Origin of the sequence: Streptomyces sp. NPDC014870 (genome assembly GCF_043081505.1) — a bacterium.
GTDB lineage: Bacteria > Actinomycetota > Actinomycetes > Streptomycetales > Streptomycetaceae > Streptomyces.
This window is the reverse complement of sequence record NZ_JBIBWQ010000003.1, coordinates 13,657-35,934: the sequence shown is the minus strand read 5'-3', so window position 1 is coordinate 35,934 and position 22,278 is coordinate 13,657. Positions and strand designations below refer to the sequence as shown.

The 22,278-nt window shown below is 73.6% G+C and carries 13 protein-coding genes, 2 tRNA genes and 1 riboswitch; of the genes, 10 read left to right on the top strand and 5 right to left on the bottom strand.

Annotated features, from left to right (window positions below; genetic code table 11):
• Positions 1-191 precede the first annotated feature (191 nt).
• The 4 genes from ACF09C_RS08640 (at position 192) to ACF09C_RS08625 (ending at position 8,400) form a co-directional block, all read left to right on the top strand.
• Positions 192-3,362 carry an FG-GAP-like repeat-containing protein gene (locus ACF09C_RS08640; RefSeq protein WP_392090353.1) on the top strand — a complete coding sequence of 1,057 codons (3,171 nt, stop codon included), beginning with the start codon at positions 192-194 and terminating at the stop codon, positions 3,360-3,362.
• A gap of 127 nt (positions 3,363-3,489) precedes the next feature.
• Positions 3,490-3,562: transfer RNA gene (locus tag ACF09C_RS08635), tRNA-Lys, on the top strand.
• 114 nt (positions 3,563-3,676) lie between these two features.
• Entirely contained in the window at positions 3,677-5,350 is a 1,674-nt protein-coding gene (locus ACF09C_RS08630) for a DUF2079 domain-containing protein (RefSeq protein WP_392090351.1), read from the top strand.
• 38 nt (positions 5,351-5,388) lie between these two features.
• Complete coding sequence (locus tag ACF09C_RS08625; protein WP_392090348.1) at positions 5,389-8,400, top strand: LuxR C-terminal-related transcriptional regulator; 3,012 nt, start codon at positions 5,389-5,391, stop codon at positions 8,398-8,400.
• On the opposite strand, the gene sigJ is transcribed toward ACF09C_RS08625, so the two are convergent.
• Positions 8,397-9,287: an RNA polymerase sigma factor SigJ gene (gene sigJ / locus ACF09C_RS08620; protein WP_392090345.1), complete on the bottom strand. Its 891-nt coding sequence runs from the start codon at positions 9,285-9,287 to the stop codon at positions 8,397-8,399. The two genes, ACF09C_RS08625 and sigJ, sit on opposite strands and share 4 nt — an antisense overlap.
• Positions 9,288-9,578: 291 nt before the next feature.
• Between sigJ and ACF09C_RS08615 the strand changes: the two genes are divergently transcribed.
• The 5 genes from ACF09C_RS08615 to ACF09C_RS08595 all read left to right on the top strand — a co-directional run bounded on the left by ACF09C_RS08615 (position 9,579) and on the right by ACF09C_RS08595 (position 14,287).
• Complete coding sequence (locus ACF09C_RS08615; RefSeq protein WP_392090342.1) at positions 9,579-10,058, top strand: rhodanese-like domain-containing protein; 480 nt, start codon at positions 9,579-9,581, stop codon at positions 10,056-10,058.
• 63 nt (positions 10,059-10,121) lie between these two features.
• A tRNA-Met gene (locus ACF09C_RS08610) sits at positions 10,122-10,195 on the top strand.
• Between the two features lie 312 nt (positions 10,196-10,507).
• Positions 10,508-11,677: a PP2C family protein-serine/threonine phosphatase gene (locus tag ACF09C_RS08605; RefSeq protein ID WP_392090339.1), complete on the top strand. Its 1,170-nt coding sequence runs from the start codon at positions 10,508-10,510 to the stop codon at positions 11,675-11,677.
• Positions 11,678-11,924: 247 nt separating this feature from the next.
• Positions 11,925-12,072: riboswitch (cyclic di-AMP (ydaO/yuaA leader) on the top strand.
• Positions 12,073-12,083: 11 nt separating this feature from the next.
• Complete coding sequence (locus ACF09C_RS08600) at positions 12,084-13,172, top strand: M23 family metallopeptidase (protein WP_392090336.1); 1,089 nt, start codon at positions 12,084-12,086, stop codon at positions 13,170-13,172.
• Positions 13,173-13,315: 143 nt separating this feature from the next.
• A complete protein-coding gene (locus ACF09C_RS08595; protein WP_392090334.1) occupies positions 13,316-14,287 on the top strand; it encodes an aldo/keto reductase in 972 nt (323 codons plus the stop codon).
• 16 nt (positions 14,288-14,303) lie between these two features.
• Here the strand turns inward: ACF09C_RS08595 and ACF09C_RS08590 are convergent, their stop codons facing one another.
• The 4 genes from ACF09C_RS08590 to ACF09C_RS08575 all read right to left on the bottom strand — a co-directional run bounded on the left by ACF09C_RS08590 (position 14,304) and on the right by ACF09C_RS08575 (position 19,470).
• Positions 14,304-15,617, bottom strand: a complete 1,314-nt coding sequence (locus tag ACF09C_RS08590) for a PrsW family intramembrane metalloprotease (RefSeq protein WP_392090331.1) — start codon at positions 15,615-15,617, stop codon at positions 14,304-14,306.
• A 157-nt stretch (positions 15,618-15,774) separates the two neighbouring features.
• Positions 15,775-16,578 carry a tRNA (guanosine(46)-N7)-methyltransferase TrmB gene (gene trmB / locus ACF09C_RS08585; RefSeq protein WP_392090328.1) on the bottom strand — a complete coding sequence of 268 codons (804 nt, stop codon included), beginning with the start codon at positions 16,576-16,578 and terminating at the stop codon, positions 15,775-15,777.
• A gap of 132 nt (positions 16,579-16,710) precedes the next feature.
• Positions 16,711-17,907 carry an L-2-hydroxyglutarate oxidase gene (gene lhgO / locus ACF09C_RS08580; RefSeq protein WP_362427489.1) on the bottom strand — a complete coding sequence of 399 codons (1,197 nt, stop codon included), beginning with the start codon at positions 17,905-17,907 and terminating at the stop codon, positions 16,711-16,713.
• Between the two features lie 114 nt (positions 17,908-18,021).
• Positions 18,022-19,470, bottom strand: a complete 1,449-nt coding sequence (locus tag ACF09C_RS08575) for an MFS transporter (RefSeq protein WP_392090325.1) — start codon at positions 19,468-19,470, stop codon at positions 18,022-18,024.
• Between the two features lie 632 nt (positions 19,471-20,102).
• On the opposite strand from ACF09C_RS08575, the gene ACF09C_RS08570 reads away from it, so the two are divergent.
• Complete coding sequence (locus tag ACF09C_RS08570) at positions 20,103-22,268, top strand: asparagine synthase-related protein (protein WP_392090322.1); 2,166 nt, start codon at positions 20,103-20,105, stop codon at positions 22,266-22,268.
• Positions 22,269-22,278: the final 10 nt, after the last annotated feature.

The window sequence follows — 22,278 nt, the reverse complement described above, 5'->3', positions numbered from 1 at the left end:
GTACGGGCCCCGGTTCGTTGAACGGGTTCGAAAGCGCGGGGTATCGGGCTGCCGGGTGTCGGTGGCGGCTGTTACTGTCGGGCCTGTTGACATGGGCGGGAAGCGTCGGCCGGGGGGCCAGGGGCCGCGCACGGTGGTCCGGCTTCCGCCCTGTCTCCTCAGCTTCAGGATTTCCCGGGGAGGGACCCTCGTTGGCACGCTCTTCACGCGCGCGTGAGCGTCGCGCGCTCACGGCCGTCGTCGCCGCCGCGCTCGTCGCCACGGTGATCGGTGCGACGCCGGCCACCGCCGTACCGAACGCCGTACCGGCGGCCCTGCCCGCCGCCGTACCGCCCGGCGACCAGCTGGACGTCACGCCCAACTGGCGGACCGTCCCGCGGCAGGCGACCGTCAAGGCCGTCAGCGGCAACGGCTACGTGCACGAGACCGAGGACGCCGACGAGCACTCCGGCGGCGAGCAGTTCTGGACCGACTTCGCGACCGGCGCGACCGTGTCCCTCGGGTACGGCTCCGGCAATCCGGCCTTCGCCGAGACCGGAGTCGGCGGGCGGTACGCGTACGTCCAGCGTGGCGCGGGCGTCCACTACATCCGCGACCTGGCCGCCGGCACCGAGCAGCCGCTGACCCTGCCTGAGGACGCGAGCCTCCGGGGCCTGCTCGGCGACACCCTGCTCTTCCAGCAGTACGTGTCCGAGGACGCGTTCGACGAGACCACGGGCTACTACCTCCGCCGCGTCGGGGACGCCACGGCGACCAAGATCCCCGTCACCGGCTTCCCCGCGGGCGCCGACCTGCACATGGCGCGGCTCGTCGCCGGCGACGACACCGCCGCCGTCCTCCGCTTCGGACGGACCGGTGACCCGTACAACCCCACGCACCTCGGCGTCGTCGACCTGCGGACGGGGCAGATGACGGTGATCGAGACGCCGACCTCCGTCGGGCAGAGCATTCTCGTCGCGCCGGTGGCCCTGAGCGCCGACCGGATCGCCTGGGTCGACGGGGGCCGTAAGGTCCACGTCCGGAAGCGGTCCGACCTGAGCGTCGACGAGCGGGCGGCGTTCGAGCTGCCCGAGGGGCTGAGCCGCGAGCGCATCGGCCTCGTCGGCGACTGGGTTCTCGCCGTGAGCGAGGCCAGTGGCGTCGACGCCTCGCTGAACCGGCGACTCGTCGCGCTCTCTCCCGAGGGCGTCCCGCAGACGCTCCTGGAGAAGGCCGAGTCCGAGATCAACCAGATCGTCGGCGGGGTGGGGGGCGCCGCCGTCGTCGGCGGTTCCTCCGCCACCGACTGGTCGCTGCTCAAGGTCGTCCCGGGCAAGGGCGGCGCGCCGGCCCTGGAGAAGCTGCGCAGGATCGAGCCGCTGGCGACGGAGGTGCAGTCGCTCGCCCTCGGCGCGGGCCGGCTCTCCACCCTGGAACAGGACGGCCAGAGCGGCCGGGGCTTCTTCGCCCGGACCCTGCCGGTCGGTCCGATGCACACCGGCCAGTCCGAGCCGGTGTCGGTCGGGTCCGAGGCGCAGCTGGAGTCCACGACCCCGCTGTTCGACTCCGGTGACGGCCGTACGGTCCACCTGGCCACGAGCTTCTCCGGCCTGGAGGTCGTCGGGCGGCGCTCCGCCAAGGAGTCCACCCGGGTCGCCACGGGCAAGAACACCGGCTGGCTGACCGACGCCTCCGGCCGCTGGGCGGTCTTCCAGAGCGGGCGACCGAGCTTCCCCGGCACCCTGGTCACGGGCGAGGAGACCCTGGTCGTCGACCTGGACGCCGCGCCCGGCGCCCAGCCGGTCGTCCACAGGCAGTCGCAGACGGCGGCCGCGCTGCGCGGCGAGACGCTCTTCACCGGTACGGCCACGCCGGGGCAGGTCGCCCGCAAGAACCTGGCCACGGGCAAGGACCTCGGCCCGCTCGCGACCGGCGCGAACTGCGTGCCGACGGAGCTCCAGACGGCGGGCCGCTGGCTCTACTGGGCCTGCGCCCAGTTCTCCCAGCAGGGCGTCGTGGACCTCCAGAAGGGCACGAAGGTCACGCTGCCCGCGACCTCGTCCCGGGGGAGTCTGCTCGGCGACGGCTTCCTCGCCTACCAGGGGTCCGGTTCGTACCTCCGGCTGATCGACTTCACCTCCGGTACCGCCGCCGCGCCCCGCGTACTGGTGGACTCCGAGCCCGTCCAGGGCGCGCGCCGGGAGGCGTGGACGGTGGACCGCTTCGGTGGTGCCGTCGCGTACAAGGACGCGGAGAACCGGATCCACGCCCTGTGGACGAGCGTCCCGACCTCGGACCTGACGGCCACGGCGACGAGCGCCCCGACGGCCGCCCGTGCGACGGACGGCTGGAAGGCCGCCTTCTCGCTGTCGAAGCCGGCCTCGTACTGGCAGCTGACGGTGAGCCGGAGCGTGAGCGGCGCGGTGGTCCGTACGTACAGCGGCAACGAGACGCGCGGCCGGATCGCCGTCGGCTGGGACGGCAAGGACGCCTCCGGCCGGCTGGTCACCGACGGCACGTTCACCTGGACGCTGACCGCCAACACGGCCGACGGCGAGGGCCGCGACCTGTCGGCCTCGGGACGGATCTCCGTGACCGGGGGCCGGGTCCTCGGGTGGCGGGACATGGCCGGTGACGACCGTCTCGGCGATCTGCTGGTGATGGATTCGGCGGGTCTGGTGTCGCTGTACAAGGGCAATGGCTCGGGCGGTCTGGCCGCGCGGACCAACGGCACGGGGGGCAAGTTCCCGAACACGACGCTCCTGGTGCCGACCGGTGACCTGACCGGCGACGGCTGCAACGACGTGTACGCGCGGGTCGGCGACGAGCTGCGTGGTTACGAGCCGGGCTGCGGCCGGATCGTCTCGGACCACTCCGGGTACACGCTGGTCGGCAAGGGCTGGGGCCAGTACGACGTACTGACGTCTTCCGGTGACGTGAACGGCGACGGGTTCAAGGACCTGATCGCCCGCCAGAAGTCGACCGGTGACATGTACTTCTACCCGGGTACGGAGGACGCCCGCGTGGGTGCGCGGGTGAAGATCGGTACGAACTGGAAGCTGTACGGGAAGATCGTCGGTGCCGGTGACCTGAACGGTGACGGGCGGGGCGATCTGCTCGGCATGGACGCGTCGGGTGTGCTGTGGCGGTACTACGGCACGGCGAACGGTGGTGTGACGGCCCGGGTGAAGGTCGGTGCCGGCTGGGGTGCGTACAACGCCCTGGTGGGTGTGGGCGACCTCACCGGTGACGGTCGCGCCGAGCTGATCGCCCGCGACACGACCGGCAAGCTGTGGCGGTACACGAACCTGGGCAACGGCCTGTACGCGGGCCGCGTCATGATCGGCACGGCCGGCTGGAACGCCTTCAAGGCCCTGTACTGACGGACCCCGTCCCCCGGAGCCGTCCCCCAGGGGGCGCTCCGGGGGACGCTCCCGTGGGGCGGGGCCGTGTCGGATACCCGATCGGTTCCTGGGAGCGATACGGCTATGCTCGGGGGTGTTGTGCCGAGGGCCATTAGCTCAATTGGCAGAGCAGCGGACTTTTAATCCGTTGGTTGTCGGTTCGAGTCCGACATGGCCTACGTGTGGCGGGCGGGGGAACACCCTCGGACCCGCGGGGAGCGCCTCGACCGGTTTCGCCGGGCGGGGCGCTTCGTCATTGGCAGTTGGCCGGGGCGGCACGTAGCTTTCGGGGCATGAGTGCCCCACCGATACGCGAGCCCGAGCAGGTCGCAGACCCCGAGGCCGCGGACGGTGAGATCGCGGACGGTGAGATCGCGGACGGTCGGATCGCGGACGCTGAGATCGCGGGCCGGTCCCAGGTCGTGGCCCCGCGCTTCACGGACCTTCCTCGGGTGCGCGGGGGCGTCACCGTGCTCGTCTGCTTCCTCGTGTGTTTCGCGCTCGGGCTGCAGTCGTGGACGGCGCTGCGGGTGACGGGGTTCGATCTCGGGATCTTCGACCAGGCCGTCCGGGCGTACGCGCACTTCGAGCTGCCCCGGTCGCCGATCAAGAGCGTCCACCATGAATTCCCGCCGGACTTCACGCTCCTGGGTGACCACTTCACCCCGCTCCTGGCCCTGCTGGCCCCGCTCTACTGGCTCTGGGACGACCCGCGCTCGCTGATCCTCGCCCAGGCGCTGCTCTTCGCGGTGGGCGTCCCGGTGGTGCGCCGGATCGCGCTCCACTGCTTCGCCGGCGCGGCCCCCGCCGTCGCGCGCCGGGCGGCCGATGCGAGCGGGCTCGTGTACGCGGTGGGCTGGCCGCTCCTGAACTCCTCGTACACCGGCTTCCACGAGGTGGCCTTCGCCGTACCGATCACGCTGCTCATGCTGGAGCGTGGCCTGGCGCGGCGTTACGGGGGCGCGGCGCTGTGGGCGCTCGCGCTGTGCCTGGTGAAGGAGGACATGGGCCTGGTGGTCGGGGCGTTCGGTCTGGTGCTCGCCGTACACGCGCACCGCGCCGGGCACACGGCCGGCCGGGCGGCGGGCCTCGTGCTGCTGGTGGGCGGACCGCTGGTCGTCGCCGTGGTGGTCGGCTGGTTCCTCCCCGCCATGGGCAGCCCGCCCGGCTACTACTGGAGCTACGACCGGCTCGGCGCGAGCGGCGGGGAGGCCCTCCTGCGGGTGCTGACCGAACCGTGGGTGGTGGCGGAGGTGGCGGTCACGCCGTTCGTCAAGGTGCTGATGCTCGCGTGGATCCTGGGGACGCTCGCGTTCCTGCCGGTCGGATCGGCGACGCTGCTGCTCGCGGTGCCCCTGCTCGCCGAGCGCATGCTGTCCGACAACCCGAACCACTGGCCGGTGGTCAACCACTACGACGCCTTCCTCTGGCCCATTCTGCTCACCGCCGCGCTGGAGACCCTCGCGCGGCTGCACCGCAGGAACCGGGGCGCCCGGCTCGCCGTCGTCGGCGCGCTCACGCTGAGTACGGCCGCGGCCCTCGTCGCGGGCCTGGGACTGCCGTTCAACCCGGGCTCCTGGCAGCCCCGCCCCGACAAGCGTGCGCTCGCCGCCGCCGCCGAACTGATCCCGGACGGTGCGACGGTGGAGGCCGACAACACGGTGGCCCCGCGCCTGACGTCCCGTACCCGCGTCGTCCTCGTCGACGCCACGCCCCGCGGGGCGGACTGGGTCCTGCTGCGGGTCAACGACCGCACCTTCCCGTTCGCGTCGCTCGGCGAGCAGCGCCGGCGGATCGACCTGCTCCTCGGCCACGGGTACGAGCAGGTACGGAACGAGGACGGTGCGGTCCTGCTGCACCGCGTCCGGCACGTCCCGATCCCCGGCATGCGCGTACCGGGCCCGGACAGCACGCCGGTGCGCGAACAGGTGCCGTCCGACGTGGGGCGCAATCCCTTCTTGCGGTAGGCGCACCGCAGTTGGGGTCCGGGACCGATAATGAGACCGTGAACAGTCCCGTGATCTCGGCCCGGGAAGCCGACGTGCTCGCGCTCCTCGGGGAGCACCTCAGCAACGCGGAGATCGCCGCCCGGCTGTTCATCTCCGTCCGCACCGTCGAGTCGCACGTCTCCTCCATGCTGCGCAAGCTGGAGGTGCCGGACCGGCGCGCGCTCGCCCGGTACGCGATCGAACGCGCCCGTGCCGAGGCCGAGGAGGCGTCCGGCTACGAGGAGCGGTCCTTCCGTGCTCTGCCCGCCCCGTTGCCGGCTCCGCTGACCGCCTTCATCGGGCGGGTGCGTGAGCGACGGGAGTTGGCCGAGGCCGTGCGGGCGCACCGGCAGGTGACCGCCGTCGGTCCCGGTGGCGTGGGCAAGACGCGGCTCGCGCTCGCGGTCGCGGTGGACGTCGCCGACGAGTTCGCCGACGGGGTGTGGTTCGTCGACCTGGTCCCGGTCACGGAGGAGAAGCGGGTCGGCGCGGCCGTCGCCACCGCGCTGGGCGTGGGCGAGCGGCCCGGCGGCGGGATCGACGACGCGGTGCTCGCCGCCCTCGCGGACCGGCAGGCCCTGCTCGTGCTCGACAACTGCGAGCAGATACGTGACGGGGGCGTCGCGCCCTTCCTGGAGCGGCTGCTGACGGCCTGCCCCCGTGTACGGGTCCTCGTCACGAGCCGGGCACGATTGCTGGTCCCCTTCGAACGGGCCTTCTCCGTACCGCCGTTGTCCCGTGACGGCGGCGACGACTCGGACGCCGTGGCCCTGTTCCTCGACCGGGCGGGCGCCGTCGGCGCGTCGGCCGTGGTGGGGCTGCTCACGGATCCGGCGGTACGGGCCCGGGTCGTCGCCCTGTGCGAACGGCTCGACGGCATGGCCCTCGCGATCGAACTCGCCGCCGCCCGCTGCGCCACGCTCGGTCTCGACGGACTCACGGCCGGTCTCTCCCAGCAACTGCGCCTGCTCGCCGGTGGCCCCCGCGCCACCGACCGGCACCGCTCGGTACGGGCCGTCCTCGACTGGAGCCATGACCTGCTGGAGCCGGCGGACCGGGCGCTGTTGCGCCGGGTGTCGGTGTTCGCGGTGCCGTTCACGGCCGAGGCGGCCACCGAGATCGCCACCGAGATCGCCACCGAGATCGCCGTCGAGGTCGCCGTCGAGGTCGGCGTCCGGGCCGCGGGCGCCGTTCCGCTGGACGCGCTTGACGTGGCCGACGGTCTCGGGCGGCTCGCCGAGCAGAGCCTGCTCGCGGTGACACCGTCCGAGACCGGGACGCGGTACCAGGCGCTGGAGACGATCCGCCAGTACGGGACGGAGCGGCTCGCCGACGCCGACGAGCTGACCGCCGTCCGCACCCGGCACGTCCGCTGGTGCCTGGCCCGCGCGGCGGAGCTGGCGGTGGTGGAAGGCGACGGCACCGACCGCGCCGAGGGCCACGACGGCATCGAGGGCCACGACGGCGGTGCCGACTGGCGCGCGCGGTTCGACGCCGTGGCGGACGAGCTTCGTGCCGCCCTCGGCTGGTCCGCCGAGCGCCCTGACAGGCGTGCCGACGCCCACGCCCTCGCGCTCTCGCTGGCCGGCGCCGCCTTCACTCGCAACCTGCTCGGCGAGGCCCAGCAACGGTACGAACAGGCCGCCACCGTTGCGGGCGTTGCGGGCGTGGCAGAGGGCTCCGAGGCCGATGCCCTTCGGCAGGCCGCCGCTGTCGCCGGGTGCCGCAGGCTCGGCGACGACATGCTCCGCCTGCACCGGGCCGCCGCCGAGGCCGCCCGCCGCGCCGGGGACACCGCGGGGGCCGGGCGGGACCTGGCGGCGGCCGCCACCGTCGCGTACCGCTTCTCCAGCGAGTTCACCCGCCTTCCGTCCGTCGACGACGTGACCGTGCTGCTCAAGGAGGCGGGCGAGGCGGCCGGTGCCGACCCTGCGGCGGAGGCGGCCGTCGCGCTCGCGGAGGCGGCGGTGCTCGCGGACGCGTTCGGCGCCGTCCAGGGCGGCACCGACAACACGGCGGCCGAGACGGTCGCCCGCGCCGAGCGGGCCGTGGCGCTCGCGCGCCGCACGGGCGACCCGGTCGCGGAGTCGGCCGCCCTCGACGCGCTCTCGGGCGCCCAGTGCTGGGCCGGGGAGCCGTTCGCCGCCGCCGCTGCCGCCCGGCGCCGCATCGACCTGCTGACGACGGACCTGGAGGCCCGTACCCCCACCCGTACCAGCGCCCGTACCCCCGCCCGTACGCACGAGTTGATGGACGCGCTCGCCATGGCCGCCGGAACCGCCCTCGGCGTGGGCGACCTGCCGGGTGCCCGCCGCTGGGGCCGGCGGCTTGCCCGCCACCCGCTCCTCGCCGAGGTGGGCCACCACGCCATGTCCTGGCTCCTGGTCGCGGACACGTTCGCCGGTCACGGCGACGAGGTGCTCACCGGCAGCGCGCGGTTCCTGGACGCGTGGGAGCGGAGCGGCCGCCGCCGCTCCTTCTCCCTCGGCCCCGCCGCCGCGTCGGTCGCCCTGGTCCACGGCCTGCGCGGTGACGACGACGCCCGTGCGGAGTGGCTCGACATCGTCGACCGGGCGGGTACGGGTGAGGAGTACCGCCATGGCTACGGCGCGGTCCTCGACGCCCAGCTGCTCCTTCACCGGGGCGACCCGGACGCGGCCCTCGACCGGGTCGCGCCCGAGCCGGATCGGGTGTGGAAGTGGGTTTCCTGGATCTGGCTGCACTGGTACGTGACGCTCCGGGCCGAGGCCTCGGTGCTCGCCGGCCACCCCGACGCCGGTGCCCGGCTGGCCGCGGCCCGCACGACGGTCGCCGGGAACCAGGTCGCCTCCGCCCACCTCGACCGGACGGAGGCGCTCCGCGACGGCGACCTGCCCCGGCAGCTCACGGCCGCCGCGGCGTTCGAGGCCGCCGGCTGCCGCTACCAGTCCGCCCGCACCCTGCTCCTCGCGGGCGGCGACCACGCGATCGCGGGCACGGCCGCCCTGGCCGCCCTCGGGCTCGGGCCTGATCCAAACGAAAGACCCTAGGACGCGCCGACGCCCAGCGCCTCCAGCCGCTCCGGGTCCGCGATGATGTCGATCTGCGTGATGCGGTCGCCGACGATCGTGAAGGCCATGAGTCCGGCCACGCGGCCGCCGTCCACCAAGGAGATGACGCCCGGCGCACCGTTGACCAGCACCTCGCGGTACTCGCGGCGGAAGCGGGCGAACGTGAGCGCCTGGTTGACCACCGCCTCGGCGCCGCGCACCACCTTCGAGAGCGCCGCGGCCGCCTTGCCGCCGTCCGCCCGCAGGAGCACGTCCGGGTCCAGGACCGCGAGCAGGCCCTCGAAGTCACCGCCCTGCGAGGCCGCCATGAAGGCGCCGACGACCTCGCGCTGGCGGGTGAGGTCGGGCGCCGGGCCGGGCGCCGCGCTCTGGACCCGGCGGCGGGCCCGGCTGGCGAGCTGGCGCGTCGCGGCCGGCGTGCGGTCCACGATCGGGGCGATCTCGTCGAAGGAGACCGCGAACATGTCGTGCAGGACGAAGGCGAGCCGCTCGGCCGGGCCCAGCGTGTCCAGGACCACGAGCATCGCGAGGCCGACCGAGTCGGTCAGCAGCGCCTCCTCCTCCGGGTCGCTGTGCCCACCGTCCGCGCCGCGCACCAGCGGATCGGGGACGTAGTACTCCAGCGGGTCCTCGCGGCGCGAGGCGCGCGAGCGCAGCATGTCCAGGCAGACCCGGCCGACGACGGTGGTGAGCCAGCCGCTCAGGTTCCGTACGTCACCGATGTCGGAGCGGCTGAGCTTGAACCACGCCTCCTGGACGGCGTCCTCGGCCTCGCTCAGCGAGCCGAGCATCCGGTAGGCGACCGCCTTGAGATGGGTGCGGTCGGCATCGAAGCGCGCGGCCAGGAGGTCCTTGTCGTCGTCCATCGGTGCGTCATCTCCCTCGTCGTAGCTCGTGGTCGTAACTCGTAACTCGTAACTCGTGGCTCGTCGTTCGTGACTGGTATCGCCGGCGCGTGGCTCGCCGGAATCGCCACGTGGCCTTATGACCATGACGGACGGCGACCCCGTGACGTGACACGTCCGCGGCCCCGAGACGTCCGCAGCGTGAGATCCCCTGCCGTCCCCCGCCGAACACCCGGATTTTCCCGGCGGAGCGGTCCCACCGCCGGGATCTGCCACTTCAGCGCCGTGATCGTCAACCGTAGATTTTCATGCATGACGACAACCGCGCAGGTCAACGCCGTACTTCGTATCCCGCCCGCCGCTCCCGAGGCCGCGGCCGCGTACTTCTCCGCCAGCCTCGCCTTCCACGCCGACGTCTCCGATGTCGCGAGCGCCGTCGCCGCCGGCGGCGACCTCGGTTTCGTGGTCCTCGACTCGCGCTCCACCGCGTCCTGGGACCAGGGCCACGTCCCCGGCGCCATCCACCTGCCGACCGCGCTGATCGCCGAGCAGGCCGAGCAGCTGCTCGACAAGTCCGTCCCTGTGGTCACGTACTGCTGGGGCCCCGGCTGCAACGGCGCCACCCGCGCCGCGCTCGCCCTCGCCCAGCTGGGATTCCAGGTGAAGGAGATGCTCGGCGGCTTCGAGTACTGGGTCCGGGAGGGCTTCGCTTACGAGACGTGGGAGGGCCCCGCGAAGAAGGACGCGGACCCGCTCACCGCCCCGGTCGACGCCGAGGACTGCGGCTGCTGAGAGCTCGGCCGGGAAAACGGATTAGGGGATCGGCGCACCATGCCGTAAGGTCGTATTCACCGACGCGGGGTGGAGCAGCTCGGTAGCTCGCTGGGCTCATAACCCAGAGGTCGCAGGTTCAAATCCTGTCCCCGCTACTCAGTAGCAACGAAGGCCCGGATCCAGTCAATGGATCCGGGCCTTCGTCGTTCCCGACGTGGAAACCCGTGTCCCCCACATGGCCGAGCGGGGGTCGCCGAGCGGCGCGGCTCCCGCCACCCTGGGGAGGGCGCGGTACCGTCCGTCGCCGTGCCGTGTACGGACCGGGCAGGAGACCACAGGTGGGGCAGGGGCAGGGCCAGGGGCAGGGGCAGGAACAAGGGCCTGACCGGGGGCACGTGCGGGGGAAGGGACCGGCGCGACCGTCGGTGAACGGACCGTCGGTGAACGGGCGGGGGAACGGACCGTCGGTGAACGGGCGGGGGAACGGGTCGGCCAACGGGCTCTCCCCCCGGGTCCGGCGACGGCGGGCGGAGCGGGCGCGCCGCTTCATCCGGGCCCTGCCGCCGCTGGTGATCGTCGGCGGGATCGTCTTCGACCTGTCCACCCCCGCCTCGTACACGGCCTCCCCGATGTTCGCCGCCGCGCCGCTCATCGCCGCGCCGTTCTTCTCCATGCTCACGACGCTGCTCACCGGCATCGCCGCCGTCCTCGCCAGCATCGGGCTGCACGTCTACAACGACACCGTCAACGACATCCCCGCCCTCACCGAGACGCTGACCGTCGTCACCGTCTCCGCGCTCGCCCTGCTGATCAACCGGGTCGTGCGGCGCAGTGGCGAGCGGCTCGCCTCGGCGCGGGTGATCGCCGAGACCGCGCAGAAGGCCGTGCTGCCGACGCCCGCCGAGCGGATCGGCGGGCTCCAGGTCGCGGCCCGCTACGAGGCCGCGCAGGCGGACGCGTTCATCGGCGGCGACCTCTTCGCCGTCCAGGACACGCCGTTCGGGGTCCGGCTGGTGGTGGGGGACGTGCGCGGCAAGGGGCTCGACGCGGTGGAGGCGGTCGCCGTCGTGATCGGCGCCTTCCGGGAGGCGGCCGAGCAGGAGTCCTCGCTCGAGGGGGTCGCCCAACGCCTGGAGCGGGCGCTCGCCCGCGAGGGCACCCGCCGCGACGGGCTCGACGCCTTCGAGGGGTTCACCACCGCCGTCCTCGCCGAGATCCCGCGCGGGGAAGGGCGGGTACGTGTCGTCAACCGGGGGCACCCCGAGCCGTTGCTCCTCCACGCGGACGGGGCCCTCGCGCATCTGGAGCCGACCGAGCCCGCGCTGCCGCTCGGCATGGGAGAGCTGGCCGCCTGGCCGGACCGGGCCGACGAGGCCGCGTACCCGCCGGGCGCCACGCTGCTCCTCTACACGGACGGGCTCTCCGAGGCGCGCGACGCCTCGGGGGCGTTCTACGAACCGGCCGAGCGGCTCGCCGGGAGGATCTTCCCGGGCCCCGAGGAACTGCTCGACGCGCTGGTCGACGACGTGCGTCGGTACACGGGCGGGGGCTCCACCGACGACATGGCGCTGCTCGCCGTGAGCCGGCCGGGAGCGGGCCAGCCGGAACGGCGCCGGACGATGCCCGTGGTGCCGTGACCCCTGCCGTCACCCCGCCCTGACGGCCGCCGTGACCTTGCGTAGTGGAGGGGTTCCGCTCCGATAACAATTGACGAACCGTCATGTGTTGTGGCGCGGTAAGAGTTCGTACTGAAGCGGGCTCAAATCGGGCTGTACCAGCTCAATCTCGGGAATGATCAACGGGAACAGCTTGGAATCGGCCCCCCGTGTCTATTAACGTTCGATAACGCAGCGCGGTCGTCCCAGTCGTCGCAAGAGACGGCACCGCGCGCGTGCGCCGAATCCTGAAAGGGAACCGGGGAACCACCACTTGGGGTGAATCGGGCACCTTCGCACCTGTGCGGAACCGCCCGTAGGAGACCTTCCTGCTCCGAACCCGTCAGCTAACCCGGTAGGCGAGAAGGAAGGAAAGGAGCACGCCTCCGTGGCGTCCAACACCCCTGCCCCCGAAGGTCTTTCTGACGGGTTCCACGCGTTCGGCGCCCGCGGCGCCGCCGGGACGGACGACGACGCGGCGACGTGGGGGGAGTGGAACCCCACCGAGGACTCCCTGCGTCAGCAGTCCCGTTCGGGTGGCCGCCACCGCGTCGTGAAGCAGCGCTCCGGCTTCGCCCGGTCCTCCACCGTCCTCGGTGTCGGTGTCATCGCGGCCGTCGGCGCGGGCGGCATGGCGACCGCCAAGGAGAAGCCCCCGGTCTCGATATCGCTGCCCGACCTCAACCTGCCGGACGCCTCCGAGCTGCCCGGTGTCGGCGAGCTCATCTCCGACGGCGACGGCGGTTCGGACTCCGGTACGACCAACCCGCAGCCCCTCACGGCCACCCTGGCCCTGCCGGCCGACGGTGTCGAGAAGGCCGGCGGCGCCCAGACCGCCTCGGCCGCCGACGCCGGCGAGGCGCTGCGCGCCCGCATCCTCCAGCAGGCCGAGCAGCAGCAGGCCTCCGCCGACGCCGCCGAGAAGGCCGCGGCGGAGAAGGCGGCCGCCGAGAAGGCCGCCGTCGAGGCCGCCGCCAAGGCGGACCAGGCCGAGAAGGAAGCGGCCGCGGCCAAGAAGAAGGCCGAGGAGGAGGCGGCGGCGAAGGCCGAGGCGGAGCGCCTGGCGAAGCTCGCCGCGAGCTACTCGCTGCCCACGTCCTCGTACACGATCACCTCCACCTACGGCCAGTCCGGCTCCATGTGGTCCTCCGGCCAGCACACGGGTCTCGACTTCGCGGCGCCCACCGGCACTCCGGTCAAGGCGGTGCACGGTGGCACCATCAAGTCGGCCGGCTGGTCCGGCTCGTACGGCTACCGGATCGTCCTGGAGCTCGAGGACGGCACGGAGGTCTGGTACGCGCACCTGTCCTCGATGACGGCGAGCGTCGGCCAGACCGTGGGCACCGGCGACACGATCGGGCGCGTGGGCGCGACCGGCAACGTGACCGGACCGCACCTGCACCTCGAGGTCCACACCGCGGGCGGCGCGGGCATCGACCCGGCGGCCTGGCTGGGCAGCAAGGGTCTCTCGGTCTAGGGCCTGTCCGGCGGATCAGGGCCGGATAGGCCCTGGGGACCCCCTGGGCCCCCTGAGCCCCCGACTCCGGCAGTCCTGGCGGCACCCCCCCGACGTCAGGGCTGCCGGAATACCCGGTCCCGGGACGGTCGTTGTACCGTCCCATGACCTCACTTCGCCCGCTGGGCACCTCAGACCTCAACGTCTTCCCCCTCGCACTGGGCGGCAACGTCTTCGGCTGGTCCGCCGACGAGGAGCAGTCCTTCGCGGTCCTCGACGCCTACACCGCCGCGGGCGGCAACTTCGTGGACACCGCCGACATGTACTCGGCCTGGGCCGAGGGCAATCAGGGCGGAGAGTCCGAGACGGTCATCGGCAAGTGGCTGGCCTCCCGCGGCAATCGCTCCGAGGTGGTCATCGCGACCAAGGTCGGCGCGCACCCCCGCTACAAGGGCCTCGCCGCGACCACGATCAAGGGCGCGGTGGAGGAGTCGCTGCGGCGGCTCGGGACCGACCACATCGACCTGTACTACTCGCACTTCGACGACCCGACCGTCCCCGTCGAGGAGATCGTCACCGCGCTCGACCAGCTGGTGCGGGACGGCAAGGTGCGCGCGGTCGCCGCCTCCAACATCGCGCCCGATCGGCTCCAGGCGTCCCTCGACTTCGCCGAGGCCGAAGGCCTCGCCCGGTACGTCGCCCTGCAGCCGCACTACAACCTGCTGTCGCGCGACACCTACGAGGGTGAGCTGCTGGCCACCACCGAGCGGGCCGGGCTCGCGGCCGTCCCGTACTTCGCCCTCGCGTCCGGCTTCCTCACCGGCAAGTACCGCGCCGGGAAGACCGTCGACAGCGTCCGCGCCGAAGGCGCCTCCGCGCACGCGGAGACCGAGCGGGGCCGGCGGATCCTCGCCGCCCTCGACACCGTCGCCGCGGCGCACGACGCGGAGGTCGCCACCGTCGCCCTGGCCTGGCTCGCCTCCCGGCCGACCGTCGCCGCCCCGATCGCCTCGGCCCGTACGGTCGAACAGCTCCCGGCCCTCGTCGCGGTGGCCGATCTGCGTCTGACCCCGGCGGAGCTGACCCTCCTGACGGACGCCTCCGAGCCGGACGCCTCCGAGCCGGACGCTTCCTGATCCGCTGGGTCGGTCACTAGCTCTGGTACGGGTTGTAGCCGCCGTAGTCGAGGTACTGCGGCGGCGCCCAGGCCCGGCCCGTCGCCCGCGCCGCGTACGTGAGCGCGGGTGACGCGACCGGCTTGCGCTGCCACAGGTGGTGGAGGAGCTCCTGCTCGCGCGCCGTGAAGTCGGGGTCCTGCGCGCCGCGCTGGGCGCGGTGGCGCAGGAAGGCGAGGGTGGTCGCGAACGCCTCGTACTCCCCGACGGCGATGGCGGCCGGCGGGCCGTACGTGCGGCGGGCGAAGTCGCGGGCCACCGAGCGGGCCCGCATCGAGGAGAGCGCGAGCGGCTCGGCGGGCGAGAGCCAGCCGGCCGCGGCGTACGCGGGGAGCTGACCGGATATCGTGCGCAGCTCGCGCTGCCTGCTCCATATCGCGAGCCAGGTCAGCAGGCCGAAGGCGGGCACCATGAGCATGCCGTAGATCAGGATGAAGCCGAGCGGCCCGAGGATCGTCACGGAGCCGTTCCACAGCGCGTGCATGATCATGGCGAGGAGCAGCCCGGCGAGCGGCAGCAGGACCCGGCGGGTCCGCAGGAACCTGCGGCGGGACGTGGCGAGGGCGGCGAACGCGAAGCCGAGGCCGGTGAAGACCGTGAACAACGGGTGCGCGAACGGCGACATCACGATCCGTGCGAAGAAGGTGGCCGCTGTCGTGCCGAGGCCGCCGGAGCCGAGGTCCTGGTCCTCGCCGAAGGCGTTGCCGAGATAGAGGATGTTCTCGGTGAAGGCGAAGCCGGTGGCGGTGAAGCCCGCGACGACGACCCCGTCGACGAGGCCGGTGAAGTGCCGTCGGCGGAAGAGGAAGATCAGCAGGATCGCCGCGGCCTTGGCGCTCTCCTCCACGATCGGGGCGACGACCGCGGCGCCCCAGGACTCGGCGGAGGCCGGGTCGGCCGTGGCGGTCGCGATCCAGCGCACCGCGAAGGAGTTGGCGAGGATCGCGACGAGCGTCGCGGCGCACGCACCCCACGCGAAGGCGAAGATCAGGTTCTTCCACGGGCCCGGCTCGACCCGGTCGAGCCAGCGGAAGGCTGCCATGAGCAGCGGCACGGGCAGGACCGCGAGGCCGAGGCCGACGAGGAAGCCCTCGGTGCCGGTCTGTTCCCGGACGATCGCGAGGATCACGAGCGCGCAGATGGCGAGCACGGTGAACACGGCGATGGCCCGGACCACCTTGCTGCGCCAGAAGGCGCGACGAGGCCTGTAGCGCCACTGGGCGCGGTCCGGAACGGCCGTGAAGGCCGGCTCCTCGGTGTCCCTGGTGGGGACGGGAACGTGGTTCGACACGTGATCGACCCTAACGAGGCGGACTGACACCTGCGACGGAGTTCTCCGACAACAGCCGTTCCTGTGGAAAACCGGGCCGGTCCGAGGTCGCTCCGGGCTGATGCGGTGCCGGTCCGCGGTCGCTCCGGTGCCGGTCCGCGGTCGCTCCGGGCGGCGGCTACTTCCTGCGGAAGAGCAGGTCGTGCACGACATGCCCCTTGTCCAGGCCCTGTCCCTCGAAGCGGGTCAGGGGGCGGAACTCCGGGCGGGGCGCGTAGCCGCCGTCGGGCACGGTGTTCTCGAAGTCGGGGTGGCCGGAGAGGACTTCGAGCATCTGCTCGGCGTACTCCTCCCAGTCCGTGGCGCAGTGCAGCACGGCGCCGGGCTTCATCCGGGTCGCGAGCAGCGTGAGGAACTCGGGCTGGATCAGCCGCCGCTTGTGGTGGCGCTTCTTCGGCCAGGGGTCCGGGAAGTAGACGCGGCAGCCGTCGAGGGCGTCGGCCGTGAGCATCTCGCGGAGCAGGATGATCGCGTCGCCGTTGGCGACCCGGACGTTCTCGAGTCCGCCGCGGTCGGCGAGACCGAGCAGGTTGCCCTGGCCGGGGGTGTGGACGTCCACGGCGAGGATGCCGGTGCCCGGGTCGGCGGCGGCCATCTGGGCCGTGGCCTCGCCCATGCCGAAGCCGATCTCCAGGACCACGGGCAGGCCGCCGAACATCTCGTCCAGGTCGAGGACCCGCTTGCCGTCGATGTCGAGGCCCCAGTCGGGCCAGCGCTTCAGCATGGCCTCCGCCTGCCCCGTGGTGACCCGGCTGCGGCGCGGCTGGAAGCTGCGGATCCGCCGCTCGTGGTGCGACCCGGCGGGATCGGGCAGCGGGCCCTCCCCGGCGGCGAACCTCTGGCTGCCCCGCCGGAAGGCGGGCTGCGGCTCGGGCTGGAGCTGGGGCTCGGGCTGGGTGACGGTTTCACGGGACTCAGACACAATGCGCCCCATTCTACGGTCCCGGTGTCCGAGGGGGCTTTCCGCGCGAAGGCCCCACGGGCGGCCGCCCGTGGGAGGGCATGGGAGGGCATGGGAGGGCAATGGGAGGGCAATGGGAGGCTTGGGAGAGCGCTACAGCAGGGCCAGGGCCCGGGACGCCACCTCGCGGCCGATCGGCAGCGACGCCGTCGCGGCCGGCGACGGCGCGTTCAGGACGTGCACCGTCCGGTGCGCCTCGCGGATCAGGAAGTCGTCCACCAGCGTCCCGTCCCGCAGCACCGCCTGCGCCCGCACCCCCGCCGGAGCCCTGCGCAGATCCGTTTCCTCAACGGCCGGCAGCAGCCTGCGCACCGCCTCCGTGAAGGCCCGCTTCGACAGCGAGCGGCGCAGCTCACCGGCTCCGTAGCGCCAGTGCTCCCGGGCGATCTGCCACGCGCCGGGCCACGCCAGCGTCCCCGCCAGGTCGCCGGGCCGGACGACCGACCAGTCGTACCCCTCCCGGGCCAGCGCCGGCACCGCGTTCGGCCCGACGTGGACACCGCCGTCGACGCCCCGGGTCAGATGGACGCCAAGGAAGGGGAAGGCCGGGTCGGGGACCGGATAGACCAGGCCCCGGATCAGCGAAGGGTCGGCCAGCTCGTAGTACTCGCCGCGGAAGGGCACGATCCGCATGCCCGGCTCGTCGCCCGCGAGCCGCGCCACCCGGTCGCACTGCAGCCCCGCGCAGTTCACCAGGACCCGCCCGCGCACCACCGTCCCGGCCGCCGTGCGGACGGCGACGCCCCAGGGCCGCCGGTCGACGGCGGTGACCTCGGAGCCGTACAGGATGCGCGCCCCGGAGGCCTCGGCGAGCTGTTCCGCCACCGCTCCGTAGTCGCAGATCCCCGTGGTGCCGACGTGGATCGCGGCGAGGCCCCGCACGTTCGGTTCGTACTCGGCGATCTGGGCGGGGCCCAGTTCCCGCACCGGGATGCCGTTCTCCCGGCCGCGCTGCACGAGCGCGTGGAGCCGGGGCAGCTCGTCGCGGCCGGTGGCGACGATGAGCTTGCCGGTGACCTCGTACGGCAGTCCGTACTCGGCGCAGAACTTGACCATCTCGGCCGCGCCCTTGACCGCGAACCGTGCCTTCAGGGAGCCGGGGCGGTAGTAGATCCCGCTGTGGATCACCCCGCTGTTCCGCCCGGTCTGGTGGCGGGCCGGGCCGTGTTCCTTCTCCAGGACGGTGACGCGGGTGCCGGGAGCGGCGCGCGTCAGGGCGTACGCCGTCGACAGACCGACGATCCCGCCGCCGATCACGAGCACGTCGCAGTCGACGTCGTGCGTGTACACCTGCACCACCTCCCACCCCGATAGTGCACTGGCCCACTGACAGATCGGCTAAACCCCCTGGGACACGCGTGACGCGCCACTCCGGCCGGCGCGGCACGCCATGTCATCCCGCGTTCAGGCCGGGGTCATCAGGAGTGGCCGTGCCCGCTCCCGCAGCTCCATGACCCTGGGCTCGTCCCCGTACGGTTCGAGCCGGTGCAGCAGGTCCCGTACGTACTCGGTGGTGCGGGCGGACGAGATCCGTCCGGCCACCTCCACCGCGCGCGTGCCGGCCGCGCAGGCCGCGTCCAGGTTGCCGGACTCCAGTTCCGCGACCGCCGACACGACGAGCCGCAGCCCGTGCGACCGGACGAACTCCTCCGTCGGCCGGGACAGCGCCTGCTCGGTGAAGCGGCGCACCTGGCGGGGCGCCTTCAGGTCCCGGTAGCACTCGGCGGCGTCGGCGCAGAACCGGTCGTACGAGTAGAAGCCCAGCCAGGACGGGTCGGCGTCGCCCTCCCGCGAGCGCTCCAGCCATCCCTCGGCGGCCTTGAGCGCGGCGGCCGCCGCGGTGCCGTCGCTCGCCTTGGCGTGCGCGCGGGCCTCGACGAGCCGGAAGAAGGACATGGTGCGGGCGGTGGCCAGGCCCCGGTTGCGTTCCAGGGCGGCCTGGGCGAGGTCGACCCCTTCGTCGGCGAAGCCCCGGTAGGTGGCCTGGAGGGACATGGAGGCCAGCACGTATCCGCCGAGCGGCACGTCGGCGGCGGCGCGGGCGAGCCGCAGCGCCTGGATGTAGTACCGCTGGGCGGCCTCCTGCTGGCCGGTGTCGAAGGCCATCCAGCCGGCCAGCCGCGTCAGCTCGGCGGTGGCGCCGAAGAGCGCCCGCCCGACCTCGTCCGAGTACGAGCCGAGGAGCAGCGGCGCCGCGTCGACGCGTAAGCACTCCGGGACCATCGAGGAGCGCCAGTCGCCGCCGCCGTACTTGGAGTCCCAGCGGCGCGCGTCCTCGGCGGCCTCCCGGAGCTTGGCGACGTCGCTGTGGCCCACGCGCGCGTGGGGGCCGGTCTCGGGTCCCTCGCCGGCCGCCTGCTCGTCGGCCGGTTGCACCACACGCTCGACGGAGGAGTCGGCGGGCGTTATCAGCCACCGGGAGGCGGGGGTCGCGTATGCGCTGACCGCGAAGGACCCGGCCAGCGACTGCCAGATCCCGCCGCCCCCGGCCCGTCGGCCGGCGAGATCGAGACGGTAGAGCTCGGTGGCCGAGCGGACCGCCTCGCCCACGTCGCGGGGGAAGGCGAGCCCGACCTCGGGCGCGGGGTCGGCGTCGGCGAGTCCGATCTCGTGCAGGGGTACGGGCCGGCCCAGCTTCTGGCCGATCGCGGCGGCGATCAGATGCGGCGCGGCGCCTTGGGGCACCATGCCCTTCGACACCCAGCGGGCCACCGAGGTCTTGTCGTAACGAAGCGTCAGCCCGCGTTGTGCGCCGAGGTCGTTGACGCGCCGGGCGAGGCCGGCGTTGCTGATTCCCGCGAGGGCGAGAACCGTGCCGAGCTTTTCGTTCGGCCCGCGTTGCTCCCTGGACATGACGCCACCCCTCGACACCCAAGACGGCCGCCACGACGCCGGGCATAGGCGTGCGGCATTCGTAAACACAGCGTAGTTCGCCGCATCCCGACCGTTAAGGGGCGGAGTTCCGTATGGCGGGATTGTTGTGGGAACAGACGGATGGCCGACAGATGGCGTAGCGGCGTCGGCGGATCCCGCGCCGTCCGGCGTGCGCGGCGCACTCGCGGCGCACCCGTGGGGCGCCTTGGGGCGCCTTGGGGCGCATGCTCCGGCTGTGTGGCCGTGCGCCTGGCCGTGCGCTCTCGTCCGGTCGGCGCGGGAGCGCTTCCATGAGTCCTGCGTGGGTCGGCCCACCCGGCTGTGGACCGGTGGGCTGGGGGATACCGCCGCCTCGTTCCCCGCGGGCGGCGGACGGCTCCGGGAGGCGGACACTGCCTCCCGGACTGCCGCCGGCCCGGCGGCTCCGTCGGGGTCTCGGGCGGCGCCGGATCCGCGCCATTGAGAATGGCCGAATGACGACCGTGGTCCCACTGGTGCCAACTGGCCCATGCCAGGGGCGCATTCGCATCCGGGCGCGCGCCCCCGGAGCCCCCTCCGTGCGCTGTTGTCGTGGCAGCATGTTCCTCCACTGAACCGACGTGGAGGCGCCGATGCGATGGCTGGTGGGCTGGAGCAGTGTCGCCGCGGGCTTCGGTACGACGGTTACCTCCGGTACAGCCGCTGCGGGGCACGCGGGGGCCGCGGGGCACGCGGGGGCCGTCGGGGACCCGGCCTCCGAGGGACGCACGGTCCAGCCCGTGGGCGCCCAACTCCTCTGGGGCGACCCCGATCCGCTCTGGGCGGTCGGCGACTGGCGCCCCGACGAGGTCCGCGTGATCAGTGTCGACGCGCAGACCCGCCTCGCGGTCCTGGGGTGTTGCGCCGCCAGTGACGAGGAGCTGCGGGTCGGCCTGCTCACCGCGCGCGGCGGCGCGCTGCGCCATCTCACCGCGTGGGCGGGCAGCTACACGGCGGTCGTACGGGTCGGCCGCCGCGTCACCGTGACCGGCGATCTGGCGGGCGCGCGGCCGGTGTTCCACACCCCGTGGGCGGGCGGCACGGCGTACGCGACGGCCGCCCTGCCGCTCGCGGACCTCGTCGAGGCCCAACTCGACATCGGCCACCTCGCCGCGCTGCTCGCCTGCCCGGAGACTCCGGAGGCGCTGCGCGACTCGACCCCGTACGAAGGCGTGAAGCGGGTGCCGCCCGGGCACGCGCTGATCCTGCGCGAGGGTTCGCGGGAGATCACCGGGTACGAAGCGGTGGCCTCGCTCGCCGTCGCGGCGGCCGAGGTCGAGCCGCGGCGGGCCGTGGAAGGCGTACGGGACGCGCTGGTCGACGCCGTGCGGGCCCGGCTCACCGCGCCCCGGCACGCACCCGAGGCACCCCTGCCCGACCCGGGGCCCGTGCCCGGCATGGGGCCCGCCGAGCGGAGGGCGGCCCGGGGCGGCGGCCCGGCGCCCGGCATCGGCGCGGACCTGTCCGGCGGCAGCGCCTCCGGCACGCTCGCGCTCCTCGCCGCCGGCCTGCCGGGGGTGCCCGGGACGATCCTCGGCCACGGCACCGGCGCCGGGGAACGGCTGCTCGCCGTCACCTTCAACGACCTGGCGACCGGCGGAGGTTCCGACCGCGAGGAGGAACTGGAGCGGGCCCGGACGATCGCGGCCAACCCGCGCCTGCACCACGTGGTCGTGGCGGCGGGCACGGAGGCGCTGCCGTACGCGGAACTGGAGGGGCCGCTGACCGACGAGCCAGGCCCCTCGCTGGTCGTCGCCGACCGGCACCGGCGGCGGCTCGCCGGCGGCAGCGCGGACCACTTCACGGGCCTGGGCGCGCGCCAGGTCCTCGACGCCCACCCGGCGCGCCTCGCCGACCTGCTGATGGACCGCCGCCGCAGACCCCTCCTCCGGCCGGTGACGGCCCTGGCCAAGGCGTCGGGCGCGTCGGCGGGTTCGATGCTGGTCCCGCTGACGGTCTACCGCGCGGCGCGCCGCCTCGCCCGTACGCCGTACCGGTCGGGCCTCGAGGCGGCGGCGCGGCTGCTGCTCGACGCGAACCGGCCGGGACCGGGGGCCTACGGGCCGGTGGAGGCGTCCCTGTCCGCCCTGACCTGGTCGCGACCGGGTCCCGCGGCGCGCTGGCTGACGGGTGAGGCGCTGGCTGAAGTATCGGTTCGCCTGACCCGGGCGGCGACGCTGCCGACGTCGGTGCAGCGGCCCGGGGAGGCACGCGCGCGTGCGGCGCTCGCGCGGGCCGCGGCCGACCACCGCGTCCTGGAGCAGGCGGCCGAGATCCGCGGCCAGCGGCTGCACGCGCCGTTCCTGGACAACCAGGTCGTACGGGCCTCCCGCGACCTCCCCGAGTCGCTCCGGGTCCAGCCGGGCGCCCGCGCGTCCGTCCTGCGCACCGTCCTCGCGGGCGCGGGCGTCCACGACCTCCCGGCGGGCTGGGGCGCGCCGAACCCGGCGGTCCCGACGGCGGCAGTCCGCGCCGGCCTACGCGCCGCGCTCCCGCACCTCCTCTCCCTCTTCGACGCCCCGCTCCTCGCCGACGCGGGTCTGATCGAGGCCCGCGTGGTCCGCAAGGCCCTCCACGCGGCGGCCGACGGCGACCCGATCCCCCTGGACGGCCTCGCCGACCTGATCTCCACCGAACTCTGGCTCCGCCGCCTCCTCGCCCGCCGAGGCTCCTGCTGGACCGGCTCGGCGGCCCCCCGCCAGCGCCAGGCGGTGGTGGGCCCCCTGGTACCTGCGACCAGGAGATCGCTTCCGGCGTGAGGTGGCCACC